Here is a 19,963-nt window from a genome sequence, read left to right on the forward strand (position 1 = left end):
AGTCCGCCCGCCGTCCCATGGGGGTGACGCAGGCATGCTGAATTCCCTGTCCGGCCGCCTGCTGATCCTGACAAGTGTTTTTGTCATGGTGGCCGAAGTGCTGATCTTCGTGCCCTCCATCGCGCGGTTCCGCGAGGATTACATGCTGCAGCGGCTGGAGCGGGCGCAGATCGCCTCGCTGGCGCTTCTGGCGGACGATATGCTGGACCCCGCGCTTGAGGCGGAACTGCTGGAAACGGCAGAGGTGTTCAACGTTGTCCTGCGCCGTGACGCGGTGCGCCAGCTCATGCTGTCTTCCGAGATGCCGCAGGCGATCTCGCAGACCTTCGATCTGCGCAACGCCACCGCGATGACATTGATCCGGGATGCGGTGATGCGCCTTTTCCGGCGTGAAAACGAAGTGATCCGTGTCATCGGGGCACCGGTCCGGGATGCGGGGCTTCTGATCGAGATCACGATGGAAACCGCACCGCTGCGCATGGCGATGATCGACTATGGCCTGCGCATCCTGATTCTCTCGGCAGTGATTTCGGCAATCACCGCGACCCTGCTCTTCCTGACCATCCGGGCGATGTTCCTCAAACCCGTGAAACGCGTGGTGGGTCATATCCAGCGCTATGCCGAAGCCCCCGAGGACGCCCGCCGCATCATCGAACCCAAGGCGGGCGTGACCGAGTTGCGCGAAGCCGAAGTCGCCCTGCGCACGCTGCAGACGGAGCTGACCCAGGCGCTGAAGCAGAAGGACAGGCTGGCGCAGCTTGGCGCGGCGGTGAGCAAGATCAGCCACGACCTGCGCAATATCCTGACCACAGCGCAGCTCTTTACCGATCGCATCGAAACCTCGGAGGATCCGGCGGTCAAACGGCTGGCGCCCAAGCTGGTGGGGTCGATCACCCGCGCGGTCCATCTGTGCGAAAGTACCCTGGCCTTCGGCAAGGCGGAAGAACCGGGGCCGACCCTGACCATGGTGCCGCTTGCCGAACTGGTCGAAGAGGTGATCGAGAACGAACGCCTGGCGACCCAGAGCACGCAGATCAGCTTTGTTGCCGATGTCGCCCCCGGCCTGAAGGTGCGCGCAGACCCCGAACATCTCTACCGTGTGCTCAGCAACCTGACCCGCAATGCCCGGCAGGCGCTGATGTCGGCCGGGACGGGGGGTGAAATCATCCTGCGGGCAACCGAAAACGAAACCAGCTGGAACATCGAGGTGGCCGATACCGGCCCCGGCCTGCCGCCCAAGGCGCGCACTTTTCTGTACAAGCCGTTCCAGGGCGGCACCCGCAAGGACGGCACCGGACTGGGCCTGGCCATCGCGGCGGAACTGGTGCGCGGCCACGGCGGGCAATTGTCCCTGTTGAGCAGCGATGAAACCGGCACATGTTTTGCGGTCTGCCTGCCCAAGGGCGACGCCGCCGTCTGACACCGCCAGGAAATCCGCCACAGGTCAAAACTGGGGCTTGCAAACCCCCGCGCAGGCCACTAAACCGCCCGACAGTGGACCGATAGCTCAGCTGGATAGAGTACTTGACTACGAATCAAGGGGTCGGGGGTTCGAATCCTCCTCGGTCCGCCACTGCCCCCCTGTAAGACGTCAGACGAAATTGGCTTTTACGTCACATCGCTGACCCGGATCGCGGCGTGACCGCCGAAGGACGGGGCAGGGGCAGCGGTCATTCGTGAAAACTGCAGTGAAGGTCTGCTTTGAGGGGAGGTTTCAACGGATCAACACTTAAGTGGACACTTGACTTTTGTCAGGCGCGCTATAACTTAAGCGTATGGTTGAGCATTCCAAACAACTTGATATGGCGTTCCACGCACTTTCTGACGCAACGCGGCGCGGGATCCTTGATCATCTTTCACGCGGACCGGCCTCCGTAAGTGACCTGGCCAAGCCCTACGACACATCCCTTTCCGCGATCCATCAGCACGTTCAGGTGCTGGAGGCAAGTGGACTGGTTGTAACGGAAAAACGCGGCCGGGTGCGCGAATGCCGGATTTCCAGCGAAGCTGTCTTGCGCGTCGAAATCTGGTTGAGCGAACGTCGCCAGCTTTGGGAAGGGCATTTTGACCGGCTCGGAGAATTGCTCGAAAGCAACGAAACAACAGACATGGCTGACGGTTCAGGCCAATCCTCCAAGGGAGATGAGACATGACCGAAAATCGCTTATTCCATGGGACATTTACACTGAAACGACTGTGGGCGGCACCGCCAGACCGCGTGTTCAGCGCATGGTCCGATCCGCAGATCAAGGCGCAGTGGTTCACCGGCCCGGCCGAAAAATGGACCCTGATGCGCCGTTCGATGGATTTTCGCGCCGGTGGTCAGGAAGTCCTGCAGGGGCGTTTCAACGAAAGCGGTCTGGAAACACTGTTCGAGGCACGTTTCCATGTCATCGAACCGGCCAAACGGCTTGTGTATGACTACGACCTTCACCATTCCGGCAGCTTTCATTCCGTGACGCTGTCAAGCCTGGAACTTGACGCAGACGGCGACAAGACCTGCGTCTCCTACACCGAACAGATTGTGTTCCTGGATGGAAAGGACGGCACCGCAGACCGCCGTCACGGCACCGGAATCCAGTTCGACATGATCGAGGCCACGCTTCAATCGCTGGAGATTCTTCAATGACCCTTGCGCTCTATGGGCATCCCTTTGCCTCCTTTGTCTGGAAACCGCTGATCGCTCTATACGAGCGCGGCGTCGCCTTCGACTTCCGAATGGTCGACCCCGATCACCCGGAGAACGCCGCTCGCATGGCCGCCCTTTCCCCCACCGGGCAGTTTCCGGCGCTGGTCGATGGCGACCGGGAAGTCACTCAAAGCAACGCTGTGGTCGAATATCTCGACCTGTTTCACGGCGACGCGCCGCCGATGGTTCCCGAAGATGTCCGCGAAGCGCTGGAGGCTCGCATGATCGCGGATGTGTTCGATGACTATATCCATGCGCAGACGCAACGGATCGTCGGTGACGCCCTGCGTGGCGAAGATGAGCGTGATCCCCGTGGCGTTGCCGATGCGCATGTGCTTATAGACCGCTGCTATGATTGGATGGAACCACGTCTGCGAGACACGGAATGGGCGACCTGTGGTCGTTTCACGATTGCCGATTGCGCAGCAGCTCCGGCGCTTTTCTATGGTGACTGGGTTCATCCGATTCCAGAGCGTTGCTCCGCGCTCGCCGCCTACCGGGCACGGCTTCTGTCCCGCCCCTCGGTGGCCCGCGTCGTCGACGAGGCGCGTCCCTTTCGATCCTTCTTCCCATTAGGAGCACCTGACCGAGATTAGGGCTCGAATGTCCGCTCCGTCCGCTCACCCGTCCTTGACCCATACCACGCCCAAAGTCTGGTTTGGGTCAGAGATGCTTGGCACTTAGGTCGGAATTGCCTGGCGCGGCCCACTGGCATGATTCAGCAAATTCGCCACCCTCGCGTCGCAGTTGCGCGGCGCCGGTGTTGAGCGCGGGCTGATGACGTTTCTCAGCCCGCGCTCGTGGCGTTTAGCTACCAAACCGCTCAATGACCTCGGTGAGATTGATGTGGCCCAGACAGGCGCCGCTCCCCGGGTTCATATCCCCGTTCTCAAGAGCGGTCGCGTAGATGACAGCCGGATGCGCTTCAATTCGTGCGCGAACAGCCGCAAGTTTTGGCCAGCGGCCTTTGTCAGCCAGTTCGTGGAAATCGAGCCAACGAGCGACACCGACCAAGAGGGCGTCAGCCAGCGTAGGGTGATCCGCGATCAGGAACCTGCTGTCCCCGATCATCTCTTCGAGCTTGTCGTGACGTTCGAAAACATTGTCCCGACCCCACTCACTGAGTGCAGATCCTACCGCCTGATTCATGTCAGCCGTTTCCATGGCCGCCCAAAGCGGTCCGAAAGATCCTGTAAAGCCGGTGTTGATGAAGGCCATCAACTGATGCATCCGGTCGGCTTCTCTCGACAGCGGGTCAAAACTGATGCTGCGCCTGGAATCCCTGGCTTCCAGCCATGATGCTATCGCCAGCGTTTCAGTCAGTACGTCGCCGTTGTCGGTGATGAGGACCGGCGTCTCAACCCGAGGATTGATGCGCAGATAGGATGGGTCGCGCATCTCACCGAACATATCGACACGGCAAAGACGGTAGGGTTTCGCCAGCCATTCGAGCGCTGCGACAAGCCCCATGGAGCTTCCAGACGGGAAGCCATAAAGTAGAATCGGTTCCATGATTTATACTCCGTAATCTCATGTCATCACGCTGCGCAGCGAACCCGAAACATACCGCCATGTACTCCGGGGTAAATTACGCACCTTTTTGTAACCATGAGGTCCCAATGAAAAATCTTGTGTCGCGATGCCCGATCGAAGAGGTCATGCAAGTCCTGAGCGGCCGGTGGCCGACGCTGCTCATCTATTACTTGAAGTCGGGCACCAGGAGGTTCAGCGATCTGCGCCGCGACAACCCGACGATTTCCCATAAGATGCTGGCACTGGAGCTGAGGAAGTTGGAGGATGCGGGGATCGTTCAGCGCACGGAATTCAGCGGCTACCCGCTGCGGGTGGAATATGATCTGACTGCCGACGGACATGATCTGGTGCCGCTGATCGACGCGTTGGGAAGCTGGTGGGAAGACCTCGAAGATCGAGACGCACCTCGGAACATGACTGATGCGAACAACGCGGCGCGAACCGCCCGGTGAGCAACGATCAGGCACTCCCGCGCTGTCGTTCATCGGTGCTGCATGTGGCCCGTACCATGCCGGGGCCGCGGTGCGACCGGTTCAGTCGCGCATGGCCGATATCGGAGCTTGAGCCCGGGTGCCCCTCCATTCAGCGCAGCTTGCCAAGGCAGAAGCTGCCATAGCACCAGTGTCACGGTGCAATTTCACCTCTACCCGCTGTCGAAGGCATTATTCGGGTGATCGGGACTTTGTGAGTTCTTCATGCCCTCAGGGGCCCTTGCGGCAGGGGCCGCCATAAAGGGGATGGACGGGGCGGGAAGGATAGGTTCAGGTCGCGGCGGCATTGATCACGGGGAGAGAGAACATGAGGCGCGGTGCAGATCTATTGGTAAGAACGCTGGCATCCGCCGGTATCACCCGCATCTTCGCGCTGTCGGGGAACCAGATCATGCCGATCTTCGACGCCTGTTTCGATGCCGGGATAGAGATTGTCCATACCCGTCACGAGGCAGCGGCGGTGTTCATGGCGGAGGCCTATGCGCAGCTGACCGGAACCGTGGGCGTGGCCTTGGTGACTGCGGGGGCAGGGGCGGCAAATGCGCTGGGGCCGCTGTTCACCTGCTCTGAATCAGAGACGCCGGTGCTGCTGCTGACCGGCGATTCTCCCATCGGTCAGGATGGCAAAGGCGCTTTCCAGGAGCTTGACCAGGTGCCGATGACAGCGCCGGTGACCAAGTTGTCGTTCCGTCCGACCCGCGCGGCGGATTTCGGCGTTGAGACGGCGCGTGCCTTGCGGGTCGCGCTTTCGGGGCGGTCGGGGCCGGTGCATATGGCGCTGCCCTTTGACCTGGTCGAGGCGGATGTGGGCGATGTCGATGTGCCCCGCGCGGTCACGAAAGAACCGATGGGTTTGTCGGTCTCCGATGCGGCGGCGATTGCGGCGGCCGTCGCCGGAGCGGCGCGGCCCCTGATCATCTGCGGCCCGGCGATGAATGCCACACGCAACCCGGGCAGGCTGGAGGCGCTGGAAGCGGCCCTTGGCGCGCCCGTTGTGGTGATGGAAAGCCCGCGCGGCCTGAAGGACCCGGCGCTTGGCGACATCGGCAAGGCGCTGGGGCAGGCCGACCTTGTCGTTGCCCTGGGCAAGCGGATCGACTTTACCCTCGGGTTTGGCGGCGCAGGGGCGTTCCATGCCGATTGCCGCTGGATGGTTGTTCAGGCCGGCACGGCAGAGCGGGACCGGGCGCATCGCAATCTTGGCAATCGGCTGGCCGCCTGTTTCGCCGCTGATCCCCGGGACAGTCTCGGTGTTCTGATCGAGGCCGGGCAGGGAGGGCACGACCATTGGCGGGCCGATGTGGCGGCGCATCTGGGACGGCGCGGGTTCAGCACCACCGACACGGTGCCTTCGGGGCGGATCACCCCTGCGGAATTATGCGCCGCCGTGCAGCGGCAGATCGACAGCGCGGCGCAGGCCGTGCTGATCTGTGATGGTGGTGAATTCGGCCAATGGGCGCAGGCCGCCACGCGGGCGGAGCGCCGGGTGATCAACGGGATTTCCGGGGCGATCGGGGGCGGGCTGTGTTATGCTCTGGGCGCCGGCGCCGCAGCGCCGGATGCCGCGATCTTTGCGCTGATGGGGGACGGCACGGTTGGTTTCCACTTTGCCGAGTTCGAGACGGCAGCGCGCGCTGGGCTGCCGTTTGTCGCGGTGATCGGCAATGACGAGCGCTGGAACGCCGAACATCAGATCCAGCTGCGCGAATACGGCCCCGAACGGCTGATCGGCTGCGGGCTCAGCAGGGCGCGCTATGATCTGGCCGCCAGGGGGCTTGGCGCGCACGGGGAATATGTGACAGAGCTTGCCGGGCTTGACGAGGCATTGGAACGCGCGGTGCAAAGCGGCAAACCCGCTTGTGTCAACGTGCTGATCGAAGGCCTGCCCGCCCCGAGCGGCGCTGCGCATTAATCAAGGCGGAAACCCTTGCCGCGGATGAACTGCGCGAAGCCTTTCCGTTCCGGCAGGCTGTATTGACGGGCCTTGTCCATTGACCATGTGTAGCTGTCGCTGGTGCCGTAAAGGTCGGTGCGGCGCTGATTTGCATAGGGTTGCACGGCGGCGCGCTCCGCGTCGTAGGCCGCGATGTCTGCGGTTGTCGTCTCGCTGAAACGGTCCAGGTGAAGCGTCGCCCGCAGGGGCAGGCGGGGGCTGATCCGGGGGGCAGCAGCGGGTCGGCCGATGGCCAGCGCGGCAACGGGAAACACGTGGTCCGGCAGCCCCAGAATATCGCTTGCCTCTGCCGCCCGGTTGCGGATCGTGCTGATCGGGCAGCAGCCGAGGCCCGCCGCCTCCGCTGCGATGACGAAACTTGCCAGCGCGATGCCCGCGTCCACACTGGCGTTGAAGAACGCGTCGAGATGATCGTTGGCAAAGTCGAGCCCCTGCATCTCATGCAGGTGACGCTGGCGGCGGTTGTTGGCACAGAAGACCACAAGCGAGGGCACCTGCGCCGTCCACGCCTGGTCAGAGACAAGAGCCAGCAGCCGTGACTTCTGTTCCGCATCATCAACGATCACGATGTCGCGCTGTTGCAGGTCGCTTTTCGACGGCGAGGCAAGGGCGATTGCGCCAAGCGTTCTGAGCGTTTCGAGGGGGACAGGATCAGGTTCGAACGACCGGCAAGAGCCCCGTCCGGCAATGGCCTGCAGGGATGAAACCCGCTCCAGGTCCGATGGGACCTGCCGCGCATCGGAAAAGCGCGCGGCGAGGAGGGCAGAGAGGTGGTCACTCATCAGACGTCAGCACCGGTTGCACAGCAGGGTGTGTCGCCATCAGCGCGCGCTGCGCCATTATGCCCGGAAAGGCCGCCGCTGGCCGCAGCGATATGGACGGGCGATGCGGCCGTTTCCCCGGTGTCGTACAGCATCAGCATGCGGTTCCTCCCTGGACTTCAGGGGCGATCATAGCGGCCGGCAAGCAATTGAAAAGGCTGCGTTAATGTAATCAAATCTTAAGAAACAGGTAAGTCTTTATTCCTTTTTGTTAGAAAAACAATCATCTATATTGCCACGGAACCACCCTGCAACCGATGGAGAGACGCTTGGCCAATGAAACCCATATGTCTGTCTCGGTCTGGCGCGGCGACGCCGTGGGGTCCTTTCAGCCCTTTGAAGTGAAGGTCGAGGACAACCAGACCGTGCTGGATGTGGTCGCCTGGATCCAGCAATACGCCGACCCGACCCTGAGCTATCGCTACGCCTGTCGTGTCGGCATGTGCGGATCCTGCGCAATGATGGTGAACGGCACGCCGCGCTGGACCTGCCGGACCCATGTCAAGAAGGTGCTGGTGGACGGCCACATGGAAATCGCGCCGCTGCGCAACCTGCCGGTGATCAAGGATCTGGCCACCGATATGGACCCTTTCTTCGATAAATGGGTCGCGGCGGAAGGGGTCCACCACCCGACCCTGACCCGCAACGACCCGATCGAGGCACTCGACCCTGCGGCGGAGGCGCGGGTCGAGAGTGCGGCGGGCATCGAATGCATCAATTGTTCGGTCTGCTATGCCGCCTGCGACACGGTGGCGAACAATCCCGATTTCCTCGGCCCCGCCGCATTGCAACGGGCCTGGAGCGTCTACAACGACAGCAAGAACGCGGACAAACAGGCGGTGCTGGACGCGGTGTCGGGTGTTGGCGGTTGCCACAATTGCCACAGCCAGGGCAGCTGCGCGGTGCATTGTCCGAACGCGTTGAACCCGATGAACGCCATCGCCGGCCTGAAGCGCGAAACCGCACGCAATTTCTTCAGGAGGCGCTCCTGATGACGCTTGGTCTTTATATGGCGCAGCGGATTTCGGCGCTGATCATGGCGCCGCTGGTGCTGCTGCATATCGGTGTGATGATCTATGCCATCCAGGGCGGGCTGTCCGCCGCCGAAATCCTTGGCCGCACAAAGGGCAGCATCCTTTGGTTCGCGGTCTATGGCACATTTGTCGCCGCCGTGTCCGTGCATGGGGCGATTGGCCTGCGCACGGTATTGTCGGAATGGATGGGCCTGCGGGGCGGCGCCCTGAATGCGGCGGCCTGGGCCATTTTCGCCCTGCTGCTGGTCCTTGGCATGCTGGCTGTTCACGGGGTGACGACGAGATGAGGCGCGGCTACCGGAACCATACCCTTTGGGTCGCCTACCTGTTGCACCGCCTGTCCGGTGTGGCGCTGGCATTGTTCCTGCCGGTGCATTTCTGGGTGCTGTCCTATGCGCTGAACCAGCCGGAACACCTCGACGGGTTCCTGCGCTGGAGCGAGATGGGCATCGTCAAGATCGCCGAGTTCGGCCTGGTTTTCCTGCTGGCCGCGCATCTGTTCGGTGGCCTGCGCCTGATGGCGCTGGAATGGCTGCCCTGGACATCGGGCCAGAAGACCGCCGCCGCCGGTGCGGTTGCCGCGTCGACGCTGATTGCGGGCGTTTTCCTGATGAGGGCCATCTGATGCAGATCGAGAGACATGATACCGATATCCTCATCCTGGGTACGGGCGGCGCGGGCATGTTCGCCGCCCTGCACGCCCAGCAAAGTGCCCCGCCGGGGACGAAGATCACAATCGCGGTGAAGGGCCTGATCGGGAAATGCGGATGCACCCGCATGGTGCAGGGCGGCTACAACGTGGCGCTGGGCGGTGGCGATACCGTTGAGCGGCACTTCATGGACACGATCAACGGCGGCAAATGGCTGCCCAATCAGGATATGGCCTGGAAGCTCTGCGAACAGGCGGTGGTGCGGATCCGCGAGCTGGAGAACGAGATCGGTTGTTTCTTCGACCGCAACCCGGACGGGTCGCTGCACCAGAAGGCCTTTGCCGGGCAGACGGCGGACCGCACCGTGCACAAGGGCGACCTCACGGGGATCGAGATCATCAACCGGCTGATGGAGCAGGTCCTGTCCCGCCCGGTGGAGAAGTTGCAGGAACATCGGGCGATTGGTCTTGTCCCGACAGCGGACGGCAGCGCGCTGGCCGGGGTTCTGATGATCGACATGCGCAGCGGCAGGTTCCGCTTCGTGCGGGCCAAGACCGTGATGATGGGCACCGGCGGCGGGCCGACCATGTACAAGTACCACACCCCCAGCGGCGACAAGACGATGGACGGTCTTGCCATGGCCCTGCGCCTGGGCCTGCCCCTGCGGGACATGGAGATGGTGCAATTCCACCCCACCGGCCTGCTGGCCGGGGACCACACCAAGATGACCGGCACGGTGCTGGAAGAAGGGCTGCGCGGGGCGGGGGGGCAATTGCTCAACAGGGCCGAGAACCGCTTCATGTTCGACTACGACCCAAAGGGCGAGCGGGCCACGCGCGATGTGGTCAGCCGTGGCATCTTTGCCGAGATGCGCAAGTCGAACACCAGCGAACACGGCGGCGTCTATATCTCCATGTCGCACCTTGGCCCGGAAAACGTGCGCGCGAAATTTCCCGGTATGGTCAAGCGCTGCGCCGACAGCGGTTTCGATCTGGCCGCCGGCAAGGTGGAGGTGGTGCCGACCGCGCATTACTTCATGGGCGGCGTCGTGGTCGACCCCGACACGCGCACGGCGATGGAGGGGCTTTACGTCGCGGGCGAGGACGCGGGGGGCGCGCATGGTTCCAACCGCCTCGGTGGCAACGGCGTGGCAAATTCCACGGTCTACGGTGGCGTTGCGGGTGATGTGATGGGCGCGGACATCCGGCGCATGGGCGCGCTCCGTGACCCGGACGAGACGGTGCTGGAGGCAGAAATCGCCCGCGCGCTGCGGCCCCTGTCGAACAAGGTCGCCCCGATCCAGCCCTTGCGCGACAAGTTGCAGGACGCAATGTGGGAGGATGTGGGCGTCATGCGCACGCAAACCGGCCTGGCGCGCGGATTGACCCGGATCGCGGATATCCACGACGAACTGTTGCAGGCCGGCGTGGCGGGTGACAACCTGGCCTTCAACCTGACCTGGCATGACTGGCTGAACATGGCCTCGCTCTGCGAAGTGTCGGAGGTCATCGCGAAAGCGGGGCTGGCGCGGGAAAACTCGCGTGGCGCACATTTCCGCGAGGACTTTCCCGACAGCGGCGCGATGGAAAGCAGCTATTTCACCGTGGCGCGGCAGACAGGCGATACGCTCGATGTCAGCCGCGAGGACGTTCAGTTCACGATTGTCAGACCGGGCGAGACGATATTGCCCGAAAACGAACCCCTATCCCTGGTGGAGGCTGCCGAATGATCCCGATAGACATCATCCAGAAGACCGCGGAAACCCTGATGGACAAGGCCGCCATCGAAATCCCGCAGGATTACCTCGACGGTCTCAAGGCCGCCGCCGAGGTGGAGGACGGCGATCTGTCCTCTTTCGTGCTGCAGGCGATGCTTGAGAATTACGAAGCCGCCAAGGAGGACCGCCGCGCGATGTGCGGCGATACCGGTACGCCGCGCTGGTACGTCAAGATGGGCAACGACACCCGGATCGAGGGCGGACCCATCGCGCTGGAAGCCGCACTGCGCCGCGCCACGGCGAATGCGACCAACGGCGTGCCGTTGCGGCCCAATCGGGTCCATCCGCTGTGGCGCACCGATCACAACAACAACGTCGGCATCGGCGCGCCCGAGATCGAATATGGCTATGAACCGGGCGGCGAATGGATCGACCTGATCACCGTCCACAAGGGCGGGCTGTTCGGCACCGATTACCGGATGCTTTTCCCCTCCGACGGGATCGAGGGGATCAGGCGGTTCTACCTCGACAGCCTCATTGCCTTTGGCAAACGGGGGCTGGCCTGCCAGCCTGCCATCATCGGCATCGGGCTGGGCGGCTGCAAGGATACCTGCATGGTACTGGGCAAACGCGCCGCCTGCCTGCGCACGGTCGGCAGCGAAAACTCCGATCCGAAAATCGCCCGGCTGGAGCGGGAGTTCAAGGAGCTGGGCAATTCCATCGGCATGGGGGCGATGGGTTTCGTCGGCAAATCCATGGTCGTCGATTGCAATATCGAGGTGGGCTATTGCCACACCGGCGGGATGCAGATGTCGGTTCACGCCTTCTGCCTGTCGTCACGCCGGGCCGTTGCCCGCGTGTTCCCCGACGGGCGGGTGGAATACCGCACCGATCCCGACTGGTTCACCGACTACCAGCGCCGCGAAACGGTGGAATGGGACGCCCCGGCGATGGAGGCCGCGGAATGACCGAAATCCTGACCCCGGAGGCCCCTCATGAGCCCACGTAAGATCCGCCTGAGCACCACGCCCACGCAAGAAGCGCTGGATGACCTGCAACTGGGCGACATCGTCTATCTGGACGGGCTGATGTATACCGCCCGCGAAGGCGTCTACAAACGCGCGCTGGAGGAAAAGGCCAACATCCCGATGGAACTGCCGCGCGATTCGGCTGCGAACTTTCACTGTTCGCCTGCCGCCCGGATCAACGCCGACGGCAGTTTCGAGATGGGGGCGGTGACCGCCACCGCGTCCTTCCGCTTTTCCAAGTGGTTGCCGGAATGGATGGAAAAATCGGGTGCCAAGCTGATCATCGGCAAGGGCGGGATGTCGTCGAAGGACTACAAGTCCTACTTCGTTCCCAATGGTGCGATTTACCTGTCCACGGTCGGCTACGGCACCGGTGCCCTGCTCGGCCGCGGGGTCGAGAACGTCGAGGCCGTCCACTGGAACGAGGAACTGGGCCTTGCCCAGGCCATGTGGGTCATCAGGTGCAAGGAGATGGGGCCCTTCATCGTCGCCTCGGACAAGAACGGCGATTGCCTGTTCGAGCGGGAGAATGCGAAGATCTCGCAGAATTTCGACAAGATCTACGAGGGCACCCGCCCGGCCACGCTGAAACGCTATGGTGAGACGGATGATCGGTCGGACGAGGTGATCTAAGCCCGCCGCTCAAGCGATAAGGTTTGGTATTGCGACAGTTCTGCTGGCAAGGCGTCGATGCCAAGCCCCGGTGCCGTGCCGATGGTGAAATTGCCGTCATCGCGCAGCCGCGCGCCCTCAAAGGCATCGCGGAGGGGGTTGGGGTTCACATCCACCTCCAGCAAGCCGTCGCCTCCGACAGCCGCCAGCAGATGGGCCGAAGCGATCAGGCCGATCCCGCCGCCCAGGAAATGCGGACAATAGCGCAGCCCGGCATCCCTTGTCCGCAGCGCAGCCGCGCCGCAGCCGCTGATCCCGCCCCATTTCACGATGTCCGGCTGCACCACAGAGATATGACCGGCAGCGATGGCGGTCTCGAACCCGCTGTTGCCGGTGATGTTCTCGCCGGCGGCCAGGGGCGTGGCAAAGCCGTCTGCCAGGGCTTGCCAATCACCGGCGGGCAGATCGGCGCGGATCGGTTCTTCGAGCCATTGCAGCCCCAGCGCATCTATTGCAGCCGCATGTGACAGCGCCTCGGTGACGGTCCAGGCCTGGTTGACATCCGCCATCAGACGCTCGCCATCATCCAGCCCGTCCGCAAGGGCGCGCAAGGCGTCGATATCGCGCGCGCCGTCAAAGCCGATCTTCACCTTGAAGGCGTTGTGACCCACCGCGCGGGATCTGGCGATCAGCTCCGCCGCCGCGCCGATGGCGATGCCGCTGGCATAGGTCGGCACCTCTGCGGCAGCGCCACCATCGAGGAATTGCGCCAGAGGCAGGCCGCGATGGCGTGCAAAGATGTCATGCAGGGCGATGTCCAGCCCGGCAATCACCTGCCGGAACGGCCCCCATTCCCCCGACTGCAATGCGCGGATGTGGGTTTGCGCGGTCAGGCTTTCGAACAGCGCGCCGGCGGTGGCGACATTCGCGCCGACCACCAGATCGCAGATGTCCTGCACAAGCAGCTGCGCGCGGTGTTCCGCAGCGGCGGCGGGCCAGTTCGCAAAGATTTCGCCCCAGCCATGGCATCCGGTGCTGTCTGTCAGTTTGACAAAGACGGCGGGTCGGTCCCGCATCACGCCAAAGGAGGTTGCGACGGGCACTTTCACGGGAACCCGGTAACAGAAAACTTCGACGCGTTCGATAAGACAGGTCATCCCATTACCACTCTTGCCATCAGGATCAGCCCGGACACCAGCATCATCGCAATCAGCAGGCGGCGGAACTGGTTGTCGGTAAGGCGTTTGAAAACCGCGATGCCGATCTGTGCGAAGATCATCGTCGTCGGCAGGGCCACCGCGCCATAAATGATCGTCTGGGTCGTGTAGGTCCCCTTGAGGGCAAACACGATTGCCGCGAGCGCCAGCACGCAGACGTTGAAGGGCTGCAGGACCGCGCGGGTCTCGGCCTTTGGCCAGGGGCGCATGGCGCACCACATGGTCGGCAGGGCACCGGAAAGGGATGCGGCACCGCCCAGGATGCCGCCGAAAAAGCCCACCAGCACGTCGACCACCGGGGTCGGGCGCTCCAGCCGGGGCAGGGAAGAGCGCAGCGTGAAGAACCCGCCATAAAGGATCAGAAAACCCGCAATGATCAGGCGAAGCATGTCGGGTTCGAGCATCGACAGCATCGCCACCCCGAGCGGCACGCCGATCAGCGCAGGCAGCAGGAAACGTGCCAGCCGGCGCGGGTGATCCGTGATCGACCTGCGGACCAGCCAGACACCCTGCAATCCCGCCACCACCGACATGACCACGACGATGGCCACCGCCTGGGCCGGTGGCATGATCTGCAGCCAGAACCCCAGCGCAAAAAGCGCGGTGCCAAACCCGGCCAGCCCGTTCATGAACCCGCCCGCTGCGGCGCCAAGGGCGAGGATGACAAAGAAATACAGGCTCATGGTGCCGCAACACCGGCAGGAAAGGGATCGAAGACACCAACGCGGACAGCATTCAGAAGCTCGGCCTCGACCTCCTGAAGGACCCGCAGCTTGACCGTGTTCGCCAGCGACAACAGCCCCAGTTCGCGCACCGGCGCGTCGCTGCCAAGGGGGATGTACCTGAGCGGCAGCGGATTGGGCGGCTGAACGCACCGGCGCGGCACGATGGATACGCCAAGATCGGCATGCACCATGCTCGAAATGTTTTCCAGGTTTTCCAGCTCCATCGTGTCTTTCACCACGATGCGGTTCATCTGCAGCCAATTGTCGATGATGTCGCTCAGCAGTGCCTTGCGGGTGAAGCGGATGTAGGGATATGTGGCCAGAATCTCGAAAGGGTCTTCGGAGGTGACATTCAGGGAGGTCACAAGCTGCATCGGTTCTTCGGCGATCGGGGCCCAGACCATGTTGCGCGGGATCACATGCGGCTTGGTCACGACAGCGGCGTCCAATATGCCGCGCTCCAGTTCCACGACCAGTTCCTTGGTCTGGCCAGGCGTGACACCGATGTGCAGTTCGGGAAAACGGGCCTTGATGGATGTAATGGCGAAGGGGATCAAACTGGTCAGCCCCGTCGGCACACTGCCAAGCGACAGGTTTCCCCGCAGCCCGTCATCGCCCAGGACGGAGGGCAGCAGGTTGTCATAGGCCGCCACGATCTCCCGGACACGGGCAACGATGGAGCGACCGACAGGGGTCAGTTCCGGCGTGCGCCGGGTGCGGTCGAACAGGGCAATGTCCCATTGCGCCTCCAGCGCCTTCATCTGCTGGCTGACAGCGGCATGGGTGATGAACACGGCCTCACCCGCCGCACTGAACGTGCCGTGATCGGCCACCGCGATCAGGGTGCGAAACATTCTGATGGACATCTGAGTTACGCTTTTCGTTAGCAATACTTTCGGAAATTGTAATGAGTTTCCGCTTTATACAAAATTGACTTACCAATAGAGTTTGTCAAGGATCGTCAGGTCGCCAGGATTGTCGACCCAGCGAGCTGAGTGAAATCAGCCATTTGTTTTTGGGAGGAAACGATGAAATTTGCAAAATTCGGTGCGGTCGGCGCCCTCGTCTTCGGGCTCGCGACGGCAGCAGCGGCGGAATATCCTGAACGTCCTGTCAACATGATCATCCCCTTCGGCGCGGGCGGTGCGACAGACATTTCTGCGCGCACGATAGCAGAGCCGCTGGGCAAGGTTGTCGGCAAGCCGCTGATCATGGCGAATGTAACCGGGGCCGGTGGTGCCACCGGATCGGTCGCCGCGATGAACGCAAAGCCGGACGGCTACACGATGCTGTTCACCCGCGTCGGGTCGCATTCGGTCAACCCGGCGATGAAGGCGACACTCCCCTACACGCTGGACGATTTCCGCTATGTGACCGTCTACGAGATCAACCCCTTTGCCTGTGCGGTTGCCGCCGATTCAGACATCAATTCGATGGATGATCTTGTCGCCAGGGCGCGTGAGGGCGGGGTCAGCTTTTCCTCCTCCGGCGTTGGCTCCGGCCTGCACCTGGGCGGGGTCATGGTGATGGACGCTTTCGGCGTTGAGGACCCGCTCAACCAGGTGACGCATATCCCGATGGACGGTGGCGGTGCCGCGGCGACAGCCGTTCTGGCGGGGACGGCGACCTTTCTGTGCACAAACTCCTCCGCCTTGGCGAGCTTTGTCTCCAATGGCCAGCTCAAGCCGCTGATGGTCACCACATCGGAGCCGGTCGTGGGCTTTGACGCCCCGACAGCAGCCGACCTTGGCAAGCCGGAACTGGAACAGCTTGTGGGTTGGACAGGCATCGCCGGTCCCAGGGACCTGCCGGATGAAGTCGCGGCGAAGTGGGGCGAATGGATGCAGGCCGCAGCGGGGGACGAAGAATTCGTATCACGCATGGAAGCGGTCGGTTCGATCATCGACGTGATGAGCCCGGAAGAAGCCAATGACTTCATCCGCACCCAGTACAACACGTTCAAGGATCTGGTGGATCGCCTCGGCATGCGGATCGAAGGGTAAACCTGAACCGAACCGGCGCACGAAGCCATTCGTGCGCCCTTTTCTTTGCACGGGGCTCGGTTGGACATGCAGCGCATCAAGCGACAATCCCTGATCGGTATCGCAAGCATCATCGTGGCCGCGATCCTGATGTTCGCGGTCATACCGACATGGGTTTCCTCGCCCAGCAACGTGCGCAATATCGTGCTTTCGCCGCTGTTCTGGCCCTATATCCTCAGCGGGCTGACAGTGCTGATCGGGCTGGGTCTGGTTGTCACGGGCTTTTTCACCACCGACCCGGATGAGCCGGAACAGCCGGCCATATCCGGCGGTTACAGGCGGCTGGGCATCCTGGCGGCAATCATGGCGCTGACCATGTTCGCCCTGCCGCGCCTCGGCATGGTCTGGACCTCGATGCTGATTTTCGCAGCAACGGCATTCCTGATCCGGACTTCCCACCCCCGGACTGCGATCATCTGCGCCATTACCGTGCCACTGGTGCTTTACGGATTCTTCGCCCATGTCGCGAGCGTTGCGATCCCGCAGGGCAATTACGTGAGATTGCCATGAGTTTTCTCGACAGTATCGCCGCGGGCCTGTCGCTGGTCGGCAATTTCGAAGCCTTCGCAGCGCTGTTTGTCGGTGTGTTGATCGGCACCATTGCCGGGGCGATTCCGGGCATGTCGGCCACGATGGCCGTTGCGCTGACGCTGCCCTTCACCTTCGCGATGGAGGCGGTTCCGGCGATCCTTCTGCTGCTGGGTGTCTACAAGGGCGGCATCTTTGGCGGCTGCATTCCCGCGATCCTGATCAAGACGCCCGGTACGCCCGCCTCCAGCGCAACTGTGCTGGACGGCTATCCGATGGCCGAAAAGGGGCAGGCGGGAAAGGCGCTCGGCATGGCGCTCTGGGCATCCTGCACGGCGGATCTGATCTCCAATCTCTCGCTGATCCTCTTTGCGGGCTGGCTCGCCTCCTTCGCGCTCAACTTCGGCCCGCCGGAATTCTTCACGCTGATCCTGTTCTCGCTGACGATCATCGCGGGGGTGTCGGGCAACAGCCTGCTCAAGGGGGCACTGTCGGCGATGCTGGGGCTGCTGCTGGCGACTGTCGGTCTTGACCTGGTCTATGGGACGAACCGGCTCACTTTCGGCGATCCGAACCTGATGGGCGGGTTGAATTTCATCGCCGTCCTGATCGGGCTTTTCGCGATGCCCGAGGTGATGTCGATGGTCTGGAATCCCAAGCCGCACGAAGGCAAGGCGCGCGGCCTGGGCAATGATTCCGTCACCTTCGGTGAATACAAACGCTGCTTCCGGACCATCGTGCGCGGCAGTTTCATCGGTGTCTTCCTGGGGTCAATTCCGGGGATCGGCGCGGCCCCGGCCGCCTTCCTCTCCTACAGCGAGGCGCGCCGGAAATCGCCGAACAAGGCGAACTTCGGCAAAGGCGAGGTGGAAGGCGTGGCCGCATCCGAATCCGGCAACAACGGCGTGGCGGGGGCCACGCTGATCCCCTTGCTGGCACTTGGGGTGCCGGGCGATGTCATCACCGCGATCATCATCGGTGCATTCATGATCCACGGGTTGCAGCCCGGTCCCATGATGTTCGTGCTGAACAAGGATCTGATCTACGGCCTGTTCATCGGGCTGATCGTCAGTTCCGTCTTTCTGTTCTTCATCGGCTCGCTGGCAATCAGGCTTTTCAAATACGTGGCCGACATTCCGCGCGGTGTGCTGTTTCCCGGTGTGCTGGTGCTGTGCATCTACGGGGTCTTCGCGGTGAACAACAACATCTTTGATGTCGGGGTGATGTTCGTCATGGGGTGGGTCGGATATGTGATGCTGCGCAACGACATTCCCGCAGCGCCCTTCCTGATCGCCTTTATCCTCGGCCCGCTGCTGGAGAACAATTTCCGCCAGGCGATGCTGATGTCCGGCAATTCCCCTGAAATCCTGTTCCGGGGTCCGATCACCTGGTTTTTCTGGTTCCTGACCCTGCTCACCGTTGCCGCGATCATCCGTGCCGGCATTCGGGCGACGCGGAACATGCGCAGCAAGCCCGGCGCCGGGTAAGCCGCTTTGCGGGGCGGTCTATGAAATCCGGTCCAGGAATTGTTCCACCAGGGACGGGACCGCACTCGCAAACTGCGGGTTGGAGCGCATGATCGCGATCGAGCGCTGCGCGGTCTCAAGCGCCGCCACGTCCCGGCGGATCTCATCCGGCGACATCTGCCCGGCCTGATCGCTGTCCAGATGCGCGGCGCCCTTTGCGATGCGCCCCATCCCCAGCGCGGGTGCGATGCGGTTCTCGCAGCGGCAGGGGGCCTTCGCGGATTGAATGCCGCAATTCGATTGCATGAAACCGCTGACCGCAGACCGGGCGCGCCGCAATCTCTGGCGGTAGGTTCCGGCCGGAACATCAAGCACGTCGCTGGCTTCGGTATCGGTCATCTCGAAGATGTCGCCCAGAATATAGGCCATGCGCAACGGCCGCGACAGGCACACCAACAGGGCCAGGGTGCAGCCCACCTTCACTTCCTTCAATGCAAGCTGATGTTCCATCTCCGTCAGACCCAGATGCGCGGAGTCCCCCTGGCCCAGGTGCAGGTCTTCGGCGAAATCGTCAAAGGTCAGGCGCATCCTCTCGACCCGTCCCAGCCGCGCGGATTGGGCAAGATGGCGGGTCGCCACGCGAAAGGCCCAGGCCCCGGCAAGCTCGGTGTCACGCAGATCGCCCAGATGCGTGATGATCTTGATCAGAATTTCCTGTGTTGCATCCTCTGCGTTCTCCCGATGGGCAAGCATGCGCATGGCCAGATTGAAAACCGGGGCTTTCGCCGCGTTCACAAGTGTTTCAAGGGCCGCGCGACTTCCCTTTCGCGCGGCCTCCACGTCAACCGGATCAAAGCGGATCATGCGGCAAGAATCCCTTTCAGTTTTTCCAGCTCGGTTGCCAGAATGCCCTTTTGCGCTTCCAGCGCGCCTTCCAAAGCCTCAAGCGGCACAGGCGGTGCCATCAATACAAAGGTATATATGGAATTATCTGCGCCATTTGCAGTGATCCGCGAATAGGCCGAGGCGACGGAACCGTCGGGAAAGGTCATCAGCCAGTCGATATTGCCCGCCTCGCGCGAGGTCACGGTCTGCAAGGTGATCGGAACCTCGCCGTTCGGGGTCACCAGAACGGCTGTCGTGGCATCGGCGCGGGAAAACGCGTTGGTCCATTTCGGCAGGTTCGCGGGCTGCGAGATATAGTCGAATGCCGCTTGGGCGGAAACGGTAAGGCCGATGGATTGTACGTCGAAATTTTTCATTTTGAGCTCCATGTTTCCCGCCGCGAAACTGCGGCGGATACATATGAAGAGGGCGCGGTGCAGCGATGTGTTACATGCGGATTCAGGTTTTTTCAGGATCACCTGCCCGGCCTGGCACCCGGGCGAGGCATTTGGGGTCTGGGCATCGCAATAACGGAACGACCGCTGCGTCCGCATGGTAAACATCGACACCT

General features: G+C 62.5%; 23 protein-coding genes and 1 tRNA gene. 16 read left to right on the plus strand and 8 right to left on the minus strand.

Going from position 1 to position 19,963, the window contains the following annotated elements; all coding sequences use genetic code 11:
* Positions 1 to 34: 34 nt before the first annotated feature.
* From O4H53_RS17730 to O4H53_RS17750, 5 genes are all read left to right on the plus strand, one after another.
* Positions 35 to 1,420, plus strand: coding sequence for a sensor histidine kinase (locus tag O4H53_RS17730; RefSeq protein ID WP_269365901.1), 1,386 nt, complete (start codon positions 35 to 37; stop codon positions 1,418 to 1,420).
* Between the two features lie 76 nt (positions 1,421 to 1,496).
* A tRNA-Arg gene (locus tag O4H53_RS17735) sits at positions 1,497 to 1,573 on the plus strand.
* 202 nt (positions 1,574 to 1,775) lie between these two features.
* Positions 1,776 to 2,153: an ArsR/SmtB family transcription factor gene (locus tag O4H53_RS17740; protein ID WP_269365903.1), complete on the plus strand. Its 378-nt coding sequence runs from the start codon at positions 1,776 to 1,778 to the stop codon at positions 2,151 to 2,153.
* Positions 2,150 to 2,629: an SRPBCC family protein gene (locus O4H53_RS17745; RefSeq protein ID WP_269365905.1), complete on the plus strand. Its 480-nt coding sequence runs from the start codon at positions 2,150 to 2,152 to the stop codon at positions 2,627 to 2,629. The genes O4H53_RS17740 and O4H53_RS17745 overlap by 4 nt, the downstream gene beginning before the upstream one ends.
* The gene (locus tag O4H53_RS17750; protein WP_269365907.1) at positions 2,626 to 3,285 is read left to right on the plus strand and encodes a glutathione S-transferase family protein; all 660 of its coding nucleotides are present in this window, start codon (positions 2,626 to 2,628) and stop codon (positions 3,283 to 3,285) included. The genes O4H53_RS17745 and O4H53_RS17750 overlap by 4 nt, the downstream gene beginning before the upstream one ends.
* A 211-nt stretch (positions 3,286 to 3,496) precedes the next feature.
* On the opposite strand, the gene O4H53_RS17755 is transcribed toward O4H53_RS17750, so the two are convergent.
* A complete protein-coding gene (locus O4H53_RS17755; RefSeq protein ID WP_269365909.1) occupies positions 3,497 to 4,201 on the minus strand; it encodes a glutathione S-transferase family protein in 705 nt (234 codons plus the stop codon).
* Between the two features lie 107 nt (positions 4,202 to 4,308).
* Between O4H53_RS17755 and O4H53_RS17760 the strand changes: the two genes are divergently transcribed.
* Both O4H53_RS17760 and O4H53_RS17765 read left to right on the plus strand, forming a co-directional pair.
* The gene (locus O4H53_RS17760) at positions 4,309 to 4,674 is read left to right on the plus strand and encodes a winged helix-turn-helix transcriptional regulator (protein ID WP_269365911.1); all 366 of its coding nucleotides are present in this window, start codon (positions 4,309 to 4,311) and stop codon (positions 4,672 to 4,674) included.
* A 346-nt stretch (positions 4,675 to 5,020) separates the two neighbouring features.
* Entirely contained in the window at positions 5,021 to 6,625 is a 1,605-nt protein-coding gene (locus tag O4H53_RS17765; RefSeq protein WP_269365913.1) for a thiamine pyrophosphate-binding protein, read from the plus strand.
* On the opposite strand, the gene O4H53_RS17770 is transcribed toward O4H53_RS17765, so the two are convergent.
* Positions 6,622 to 7,449, minus strand: coding sequence for a nitroreductase family protein (locus O4H53_RS17770; RefSeq protein ID WP_269365915.1), 828 nt, complete (start codon positions 7,447 to 7,449; stop codon positions 6,622 to 6,624). The genes O4H53_RS17765 and O4H53_RS17770 overlap by 4 nt on opposite strands.
* Positions 7,449 to 7,589, minus strand: a complete 141-nt coding sequence (locus O4H53_RS17775; protein ID WP_269365917.1) for a hypothetical protein — start codon at positions 7,587 to 7,589, stop codon at positions 7,449 to 7,451. Before O4H53_RS17775 ends, O4H53_RS17770 begins: the two co-directional genes overlap by 1 nt.
* 186 nt (positions 7,590 to 7,775) lie before the next feature.
* Here O4H53_RS17775 and O4H53_RS17780 point away from each other — a divergent pair, with 186 nt between their 5' ends.
* From O4H53_RS17780 to O4H53_RS17805, 6 genes are read left to right on the plus strand one after another with little or no spacing between them, the layout of a single operon-like run.
* Positions 7,776 to 8,480: a succinate dehydrogenase/fumarate reductase iron-sulfur subunit gene (locus O4H53_RS17780; protein ID WP_269365973.1), complete on the plus strand. Its 705-nt coding sequence runs from the start codon at positions 7,776 to 7,778 to the stop codon at positions 8,478 to 8,480.
* Complete coding sequence (locus O4H53_RS17785; protein ID WP_269365919.1) at positions 8,480 to 8,809, plus strand: succinate dehydrogenase; 330 nt, start codon at positions 8,480 to 8,482, stop codon at positions 8,807 to 8,809. Before O4H53_RS17780 ends, O4H53_RS17785 begins: the two co-directional genes overlap by 1 nt.
* Positions 8,806 to 9,147, plus strand: a complete 342-nt coding sequence (sdhC, locus tag O4H53_RS17790; RefSeq protein ID WP_269365921.1) for a succinate dehydrogenase, cytochrome b556 subunit — start codon at positions 8,806 to 8,808, stop codon at positions 9,145 to 9,147. Before O4H53_RS17785 ends, sdhC begins: the two co-directional genes overlap by 4 nt.
* Positions 9,147 to 10,901, plus strand: coding sequence for an L-aspartate oxidase (locus O4H53_RS17795; protein ID WP_269365923.1), 1,755 nt, complete (start codon positions 9,147 to 9,149; stop codon positions 10,899 to 10,901). Before sdhC ends, O4H53_RS17795 begins: the two co-directional genes overlap by 1 nt.
* Positions 10,898 to 11,857 carry a fumarate hydratase gene (locus tag O4H53_RS17800; protein ID WP_269365925.1) on the plus strand — a complete coding sequence of 320 codons (960 nt, stop codon included), beginning with the start codon at positions 10,898 to 10,900 and terminating at the stop codon, positions 11,855 to 11,857. The genes O4H53_RS17795 and O4H53_RS17800 overlap by 4 nt, the downstream gene beginning before the upstream one ends.
* 27 nt (positions 11,858 to 11,884) lie before the next feature.
* The gene (locus tag O4H53_RS17805; RefSeq protein ID WP_269365927.1) at positions 11,885 to 12,550 is read left to right on the plus strand and encodes a fumarate hydratase C-terminal domain-containing protein; all 666 of its coding nucleotides are present in this window, start codon (positions 11,885 to 11,887) and stop codon (positions 12,548 to 12,550) included.
* Here O4H53_RS17805 and O4H53_RS17810 read toward each other — a convergent pair.
* Genes O4H53_RS17810 through O4H53_RS17820 form a run of 3 tightly spaced genes read right to left on the minus strand, consistent with a single transcriptional unit; the run spans position 12,547 to position 15,337 of the window.
* On the minus strand, positions 12,547 to 13,686 hold the full coding sequence (locus tag O4H53_RS17810; RefSeq protein ID WP_269365929.1) for a mandelate racemase/muconate lactonizing enzyme family protein: 1,140 nt from the start codon (positions 13,684 to 13,686) through the stop codon (positions 12,547 to 12,549). The genes O4H53_RS17805 and O4H53_RS17810 overlap by 4 nt on opposite strands.
* Positions 13,683 to 14,429, minus strand: coding sequence for a sulfite exporter TauE/SafE family protein (locus O4H53_RS17815; RefSeq protein ID WP_269365931.1), 747 nt, complete (start codon positions 14,427 to 14,429; stop codon positions 13,683 to 13,685). Before O4H53_RS17815 ends, O4H53_RS17810 begins: the two co-directional genes overlap by 4 nt.
* On the minus strand, positions 14,426 to 15,337 hold the full coding sequence (locus tag O4H53_RS17820; RefSeq protein WP_269365933.1) for a LysR family transcriptional regulator: 912 nt from the start codon (positions 15,335 to 15,337) through the stop codon (positions 14,426 to 14,428). The genes O4H53_RS17815 and O4H53_RS17820 overlap by 4 nt, the downstream gene beginning before the upstream one ends.
* Before the next feature lie 162 nt (positions 15,338 to 15,499).
* On the opposite strand from O4H53_RS17820, the gene O4H53_RS17825 reads away from it, so the two are divergent.
* The 3 genes from O4H53_RS17825 to O4H53_RS17835 all read left to right on the plus strand — a co-directional run bounded on the left by O4H53_RS17825 (position 15,500) and on the right by O4H53_RS17835 (position 18,528).
* Positions 15,500 to 16,474, plus strand: coding sequence for a Bug family tripartite tricarboxylate transporter substrate binding protein (locus tag O4H53_RS17825; protein WP_269365935.1), 975 nt, complete (start codon positions 15,500 to 15,502; stop codon positions 16,472 to 16,474).
* 66 nt (positions 16,475 to 16,540) lie between these two features.
* Positions 16,541 to 17,023: a tripartite tricarboxylate transporter TctB family protein gene (locus O4H53_RS17830; protein WP_269365937.1), complete on the plus strand. Its 483-nt coding sequence runs from the start codon at positions 16,541 to 16,543 to the stop codon at positions 17,021 to 17,023.
* Positions 17,020 to 18,528 (plus strand): tripartite tricarboxylate transporter permease, encoded by a 1,509-nt coding sequence (locus tag O4H53_RS17835; RefSeq protein WP_269365939.1) that lies wholly within the window; start codon positions 17,020 to 17,022, stop codon positions 18,526 to 18,528. The genes O4H53_RS17830 and O4H53_RS17835 overlap by 4 nt, the downstream gene beginning before the upstream one ends.
* A gap of 18 nt (positions 18,529 to 18,546) precedes the next feature.
* Here O4H53_RS17835 and O4H53_RS17840 read toward each other — a convergent pair whose 3' ends face one another.
* Both O4H53_RS17840 and O4H53_RS17845 read right to left on the minus strand, forming a co-directional pair.
* Positions 18,547 to 19,371: an RNA polymerase sigma factor gene (locus tag O4H53_RS17840; protein ID WP_269365941.1), complete on the minus strand. Its 825-nt coding sequence runs from the start codon at positions 19,369 to 19,371 to the stop codon at positions 18,547 to 18,549.
* Positions 19,368 to 19,769: an SRPBCC family protein gene (locus O4H53_RS17845; RefSeq protein ID WP_269365942.1), complete on the minus strand. Its 402-nt coding sequence runs from the start codon at positions 19,767 to 19,769 to the stop codon at positions 19,368 to 19,370. Before O4H53_RS17845 ends, O4H53_RS17840 begins: the two co-directional genes overlap by 4 nt.
* Positions 19,770 to 19,963: the final 194 nt, after the last annotated feature.

Origin of the sequence: Sulfitobacter sp. G21635-S1, assembly GCF_027213915.1 — a bacterium.
Classification (GTDB): Bacteria; Pseudomonadota; Alphaproteobacteria; order Rhodobacterales; family Rhodobacteraceae; genus Sulfitobacter.

What these genes read in the sequence shown, in the direction of transcription:
- O4H53_RS17750 (WP_269365907.1), top strand. Translation starts at nt 2,626, where the DNA reads ATGACCCTTGCGCTCTATGGGCATCCCTTTGCCTCCTTTGTCTGGAAA.
- O4H53_RS17805 (WP_269365927.1), top strand. Translation starts at nt 11,885, where the DNA reads ATGAGCCCACGTAAGATCCGCCTGAGCACCACGCCCACGCAAGAAGCG.
- O4H53_RS17810 (WP_269365929.1), bottom strand. Translation starts at nt 13,686, where the DNA reads ATGACCTGTCTTATCGAACGCGTCGAAGTTTTCTGTTACCGGGTTCCC.
- O4H53_RS17775 (WP_269365917.1), bottom strand. Translation starts at nt 7,589, where the DNA reads ATGCTGATGCTGTACGACACCGGGGAAACGGCCGCATCGCCCGTCCAT.
- O4H53_RS17830 (WP_269365937.1), top strand. Translation starts at nt 16,541, where the DNA reads ATGCAGCGCATCAAGCGACAATCCCTGATCGGTATCGCAAGCATCATC.
- sdhC (WP_269365921.1), top strand. Translation starts at nt 8,806, where the DNA reads ATGAGGCGCGGCTACCGGAACCATACCCTTTGGGTCGCCTACCTGTTG.
- O4H53_RS17785 (WP_269365919.1), top strand. Translation starts at nt 8,480, where the DNA reads ATGACGCTTGGTCTTTATATGGCGCAGCGGATTTCGGCGCTGATCATG.
- O4H53_RS17765 (WP_269365913.1), top strand. Translation starts at nt 5,021, where the DNA reads ATGAGGCGCGGTGCAGATCTATTGGTAAGAACGCTGGCATCCGCCGGT.
- O4H53_RS17780 (WP_269365973.1), top strand. Translation starts at nt 7,776, where the DNA reads ATGTCTGTCTCGGTCTGGCGCGGCGACGCCGTGGGGTCCTTTCAGCCC.
- O4H53_RS17815 (WP_269365931.1), bottom strand. Translation starts at nt 14,429, where the DNA reads ATGAGCCTGTATTTCTTTGTCATCCTCGCCCTTGGCGCCGCAGCGGGC.
- O4H53_RS17770 (WP_269365915.1), bottom strand. Translation starts at nt 7,449, where the DNA reads ATGAGTGACCACCTCTCTGCCCTCCTCGCCGCGCGCTTTTCCGATGCG.
- O4H53_RS17825 (WP_269365935.1), top strand. Translation starts at nt 15,500, where the DNA reads ATGAAATTTGCAAAATTCGGTGCGGTCGGCGCCCTCGTCTTCGGGCTC.
- O4H53_RS17755 (WP_269365909.1), bottom strand. Translation starts at nt 4,201, where the DNA reads ATGGAACCGATTCTACTTTATGGCTTCCCGTCTGGAAGCTCCATGGGG.
- O4H53_RS17730 (WP_269365901.1), top strand. Translation starts at nt 35, where the DNA reads ATGCTGAATTCCCTGTCCGGCCGCCTGCTGATCCTGACAAGTGTTTTT.
- O4H53_RS17760 (WP_269365911.1), top strand. Translation starts at nt 4,309, where the DNA reads ATGAAAAATCTTGTGTCGCGATGCCCGATCGAAGAGGTCATGCAAGTC.
- O4H53_RS17740 (WP_269365903.1), top strand. Translation starts at nt 1,776, where the DNA reads ATGGTTGAGCATTCCAAACAACTTGATATGGCGTTCCACGCACTTTCT.
- O4H53_RS17840 (WP_269365941.1), bottom strand. Translation starts at nt 19,371, where the DNA reads ATGATCCGCTTTGATCCGGTTGACGTGGAGGCCGCGCGAAAGGGAAGT.
- O4H53_RS17835 (WP_269365939.1), top strand. Translation starts at nt 17,020, where the DNA reads ATGAGTTTTCTCGACAGTATCGCCGCGGGCCTGTCGCTGGTCGGCAAT.
- O4H53_RS17745 (WP_269365905.1), top strand. Translation starts at nt 2,150, where the DNA reads ATGACCGAAAATCGCTTATTCCATGGGACATTTACACTGAAACGACTG.
- O4H53_RS17845 (WP_269365942.1), bottom strand. Translation starts at nt 19,769, where the DNA reads ATGAAAAATTTCGACGTACAATCCATCGGCCTTACCGTTTCCGCCCAA.
- O4H53_RS17795 (WP_269365923.1), top strand. Translation starts at nt 9,147, where the DNA reads ATGCAGATCGAGAGACATGATACCGATATCCTCATCCTGGGTACGGGC.
- O4H53_RS17820 (WP_269365933.1), bottom strand. Translation starts at nt 15,337, where the DNA reads ATGTCCATCAGAATGTTTCGCACCCTGATCGCGGTGGCCGATCACGGC.
- O4H53_RS17800 (WP_269365925.1), top strand. Translation starts at nt 10,898, where the DNA reads ATGATCCCGATAGACATCATCCAGAAGACCGCGGAAACCCTGATGGAC.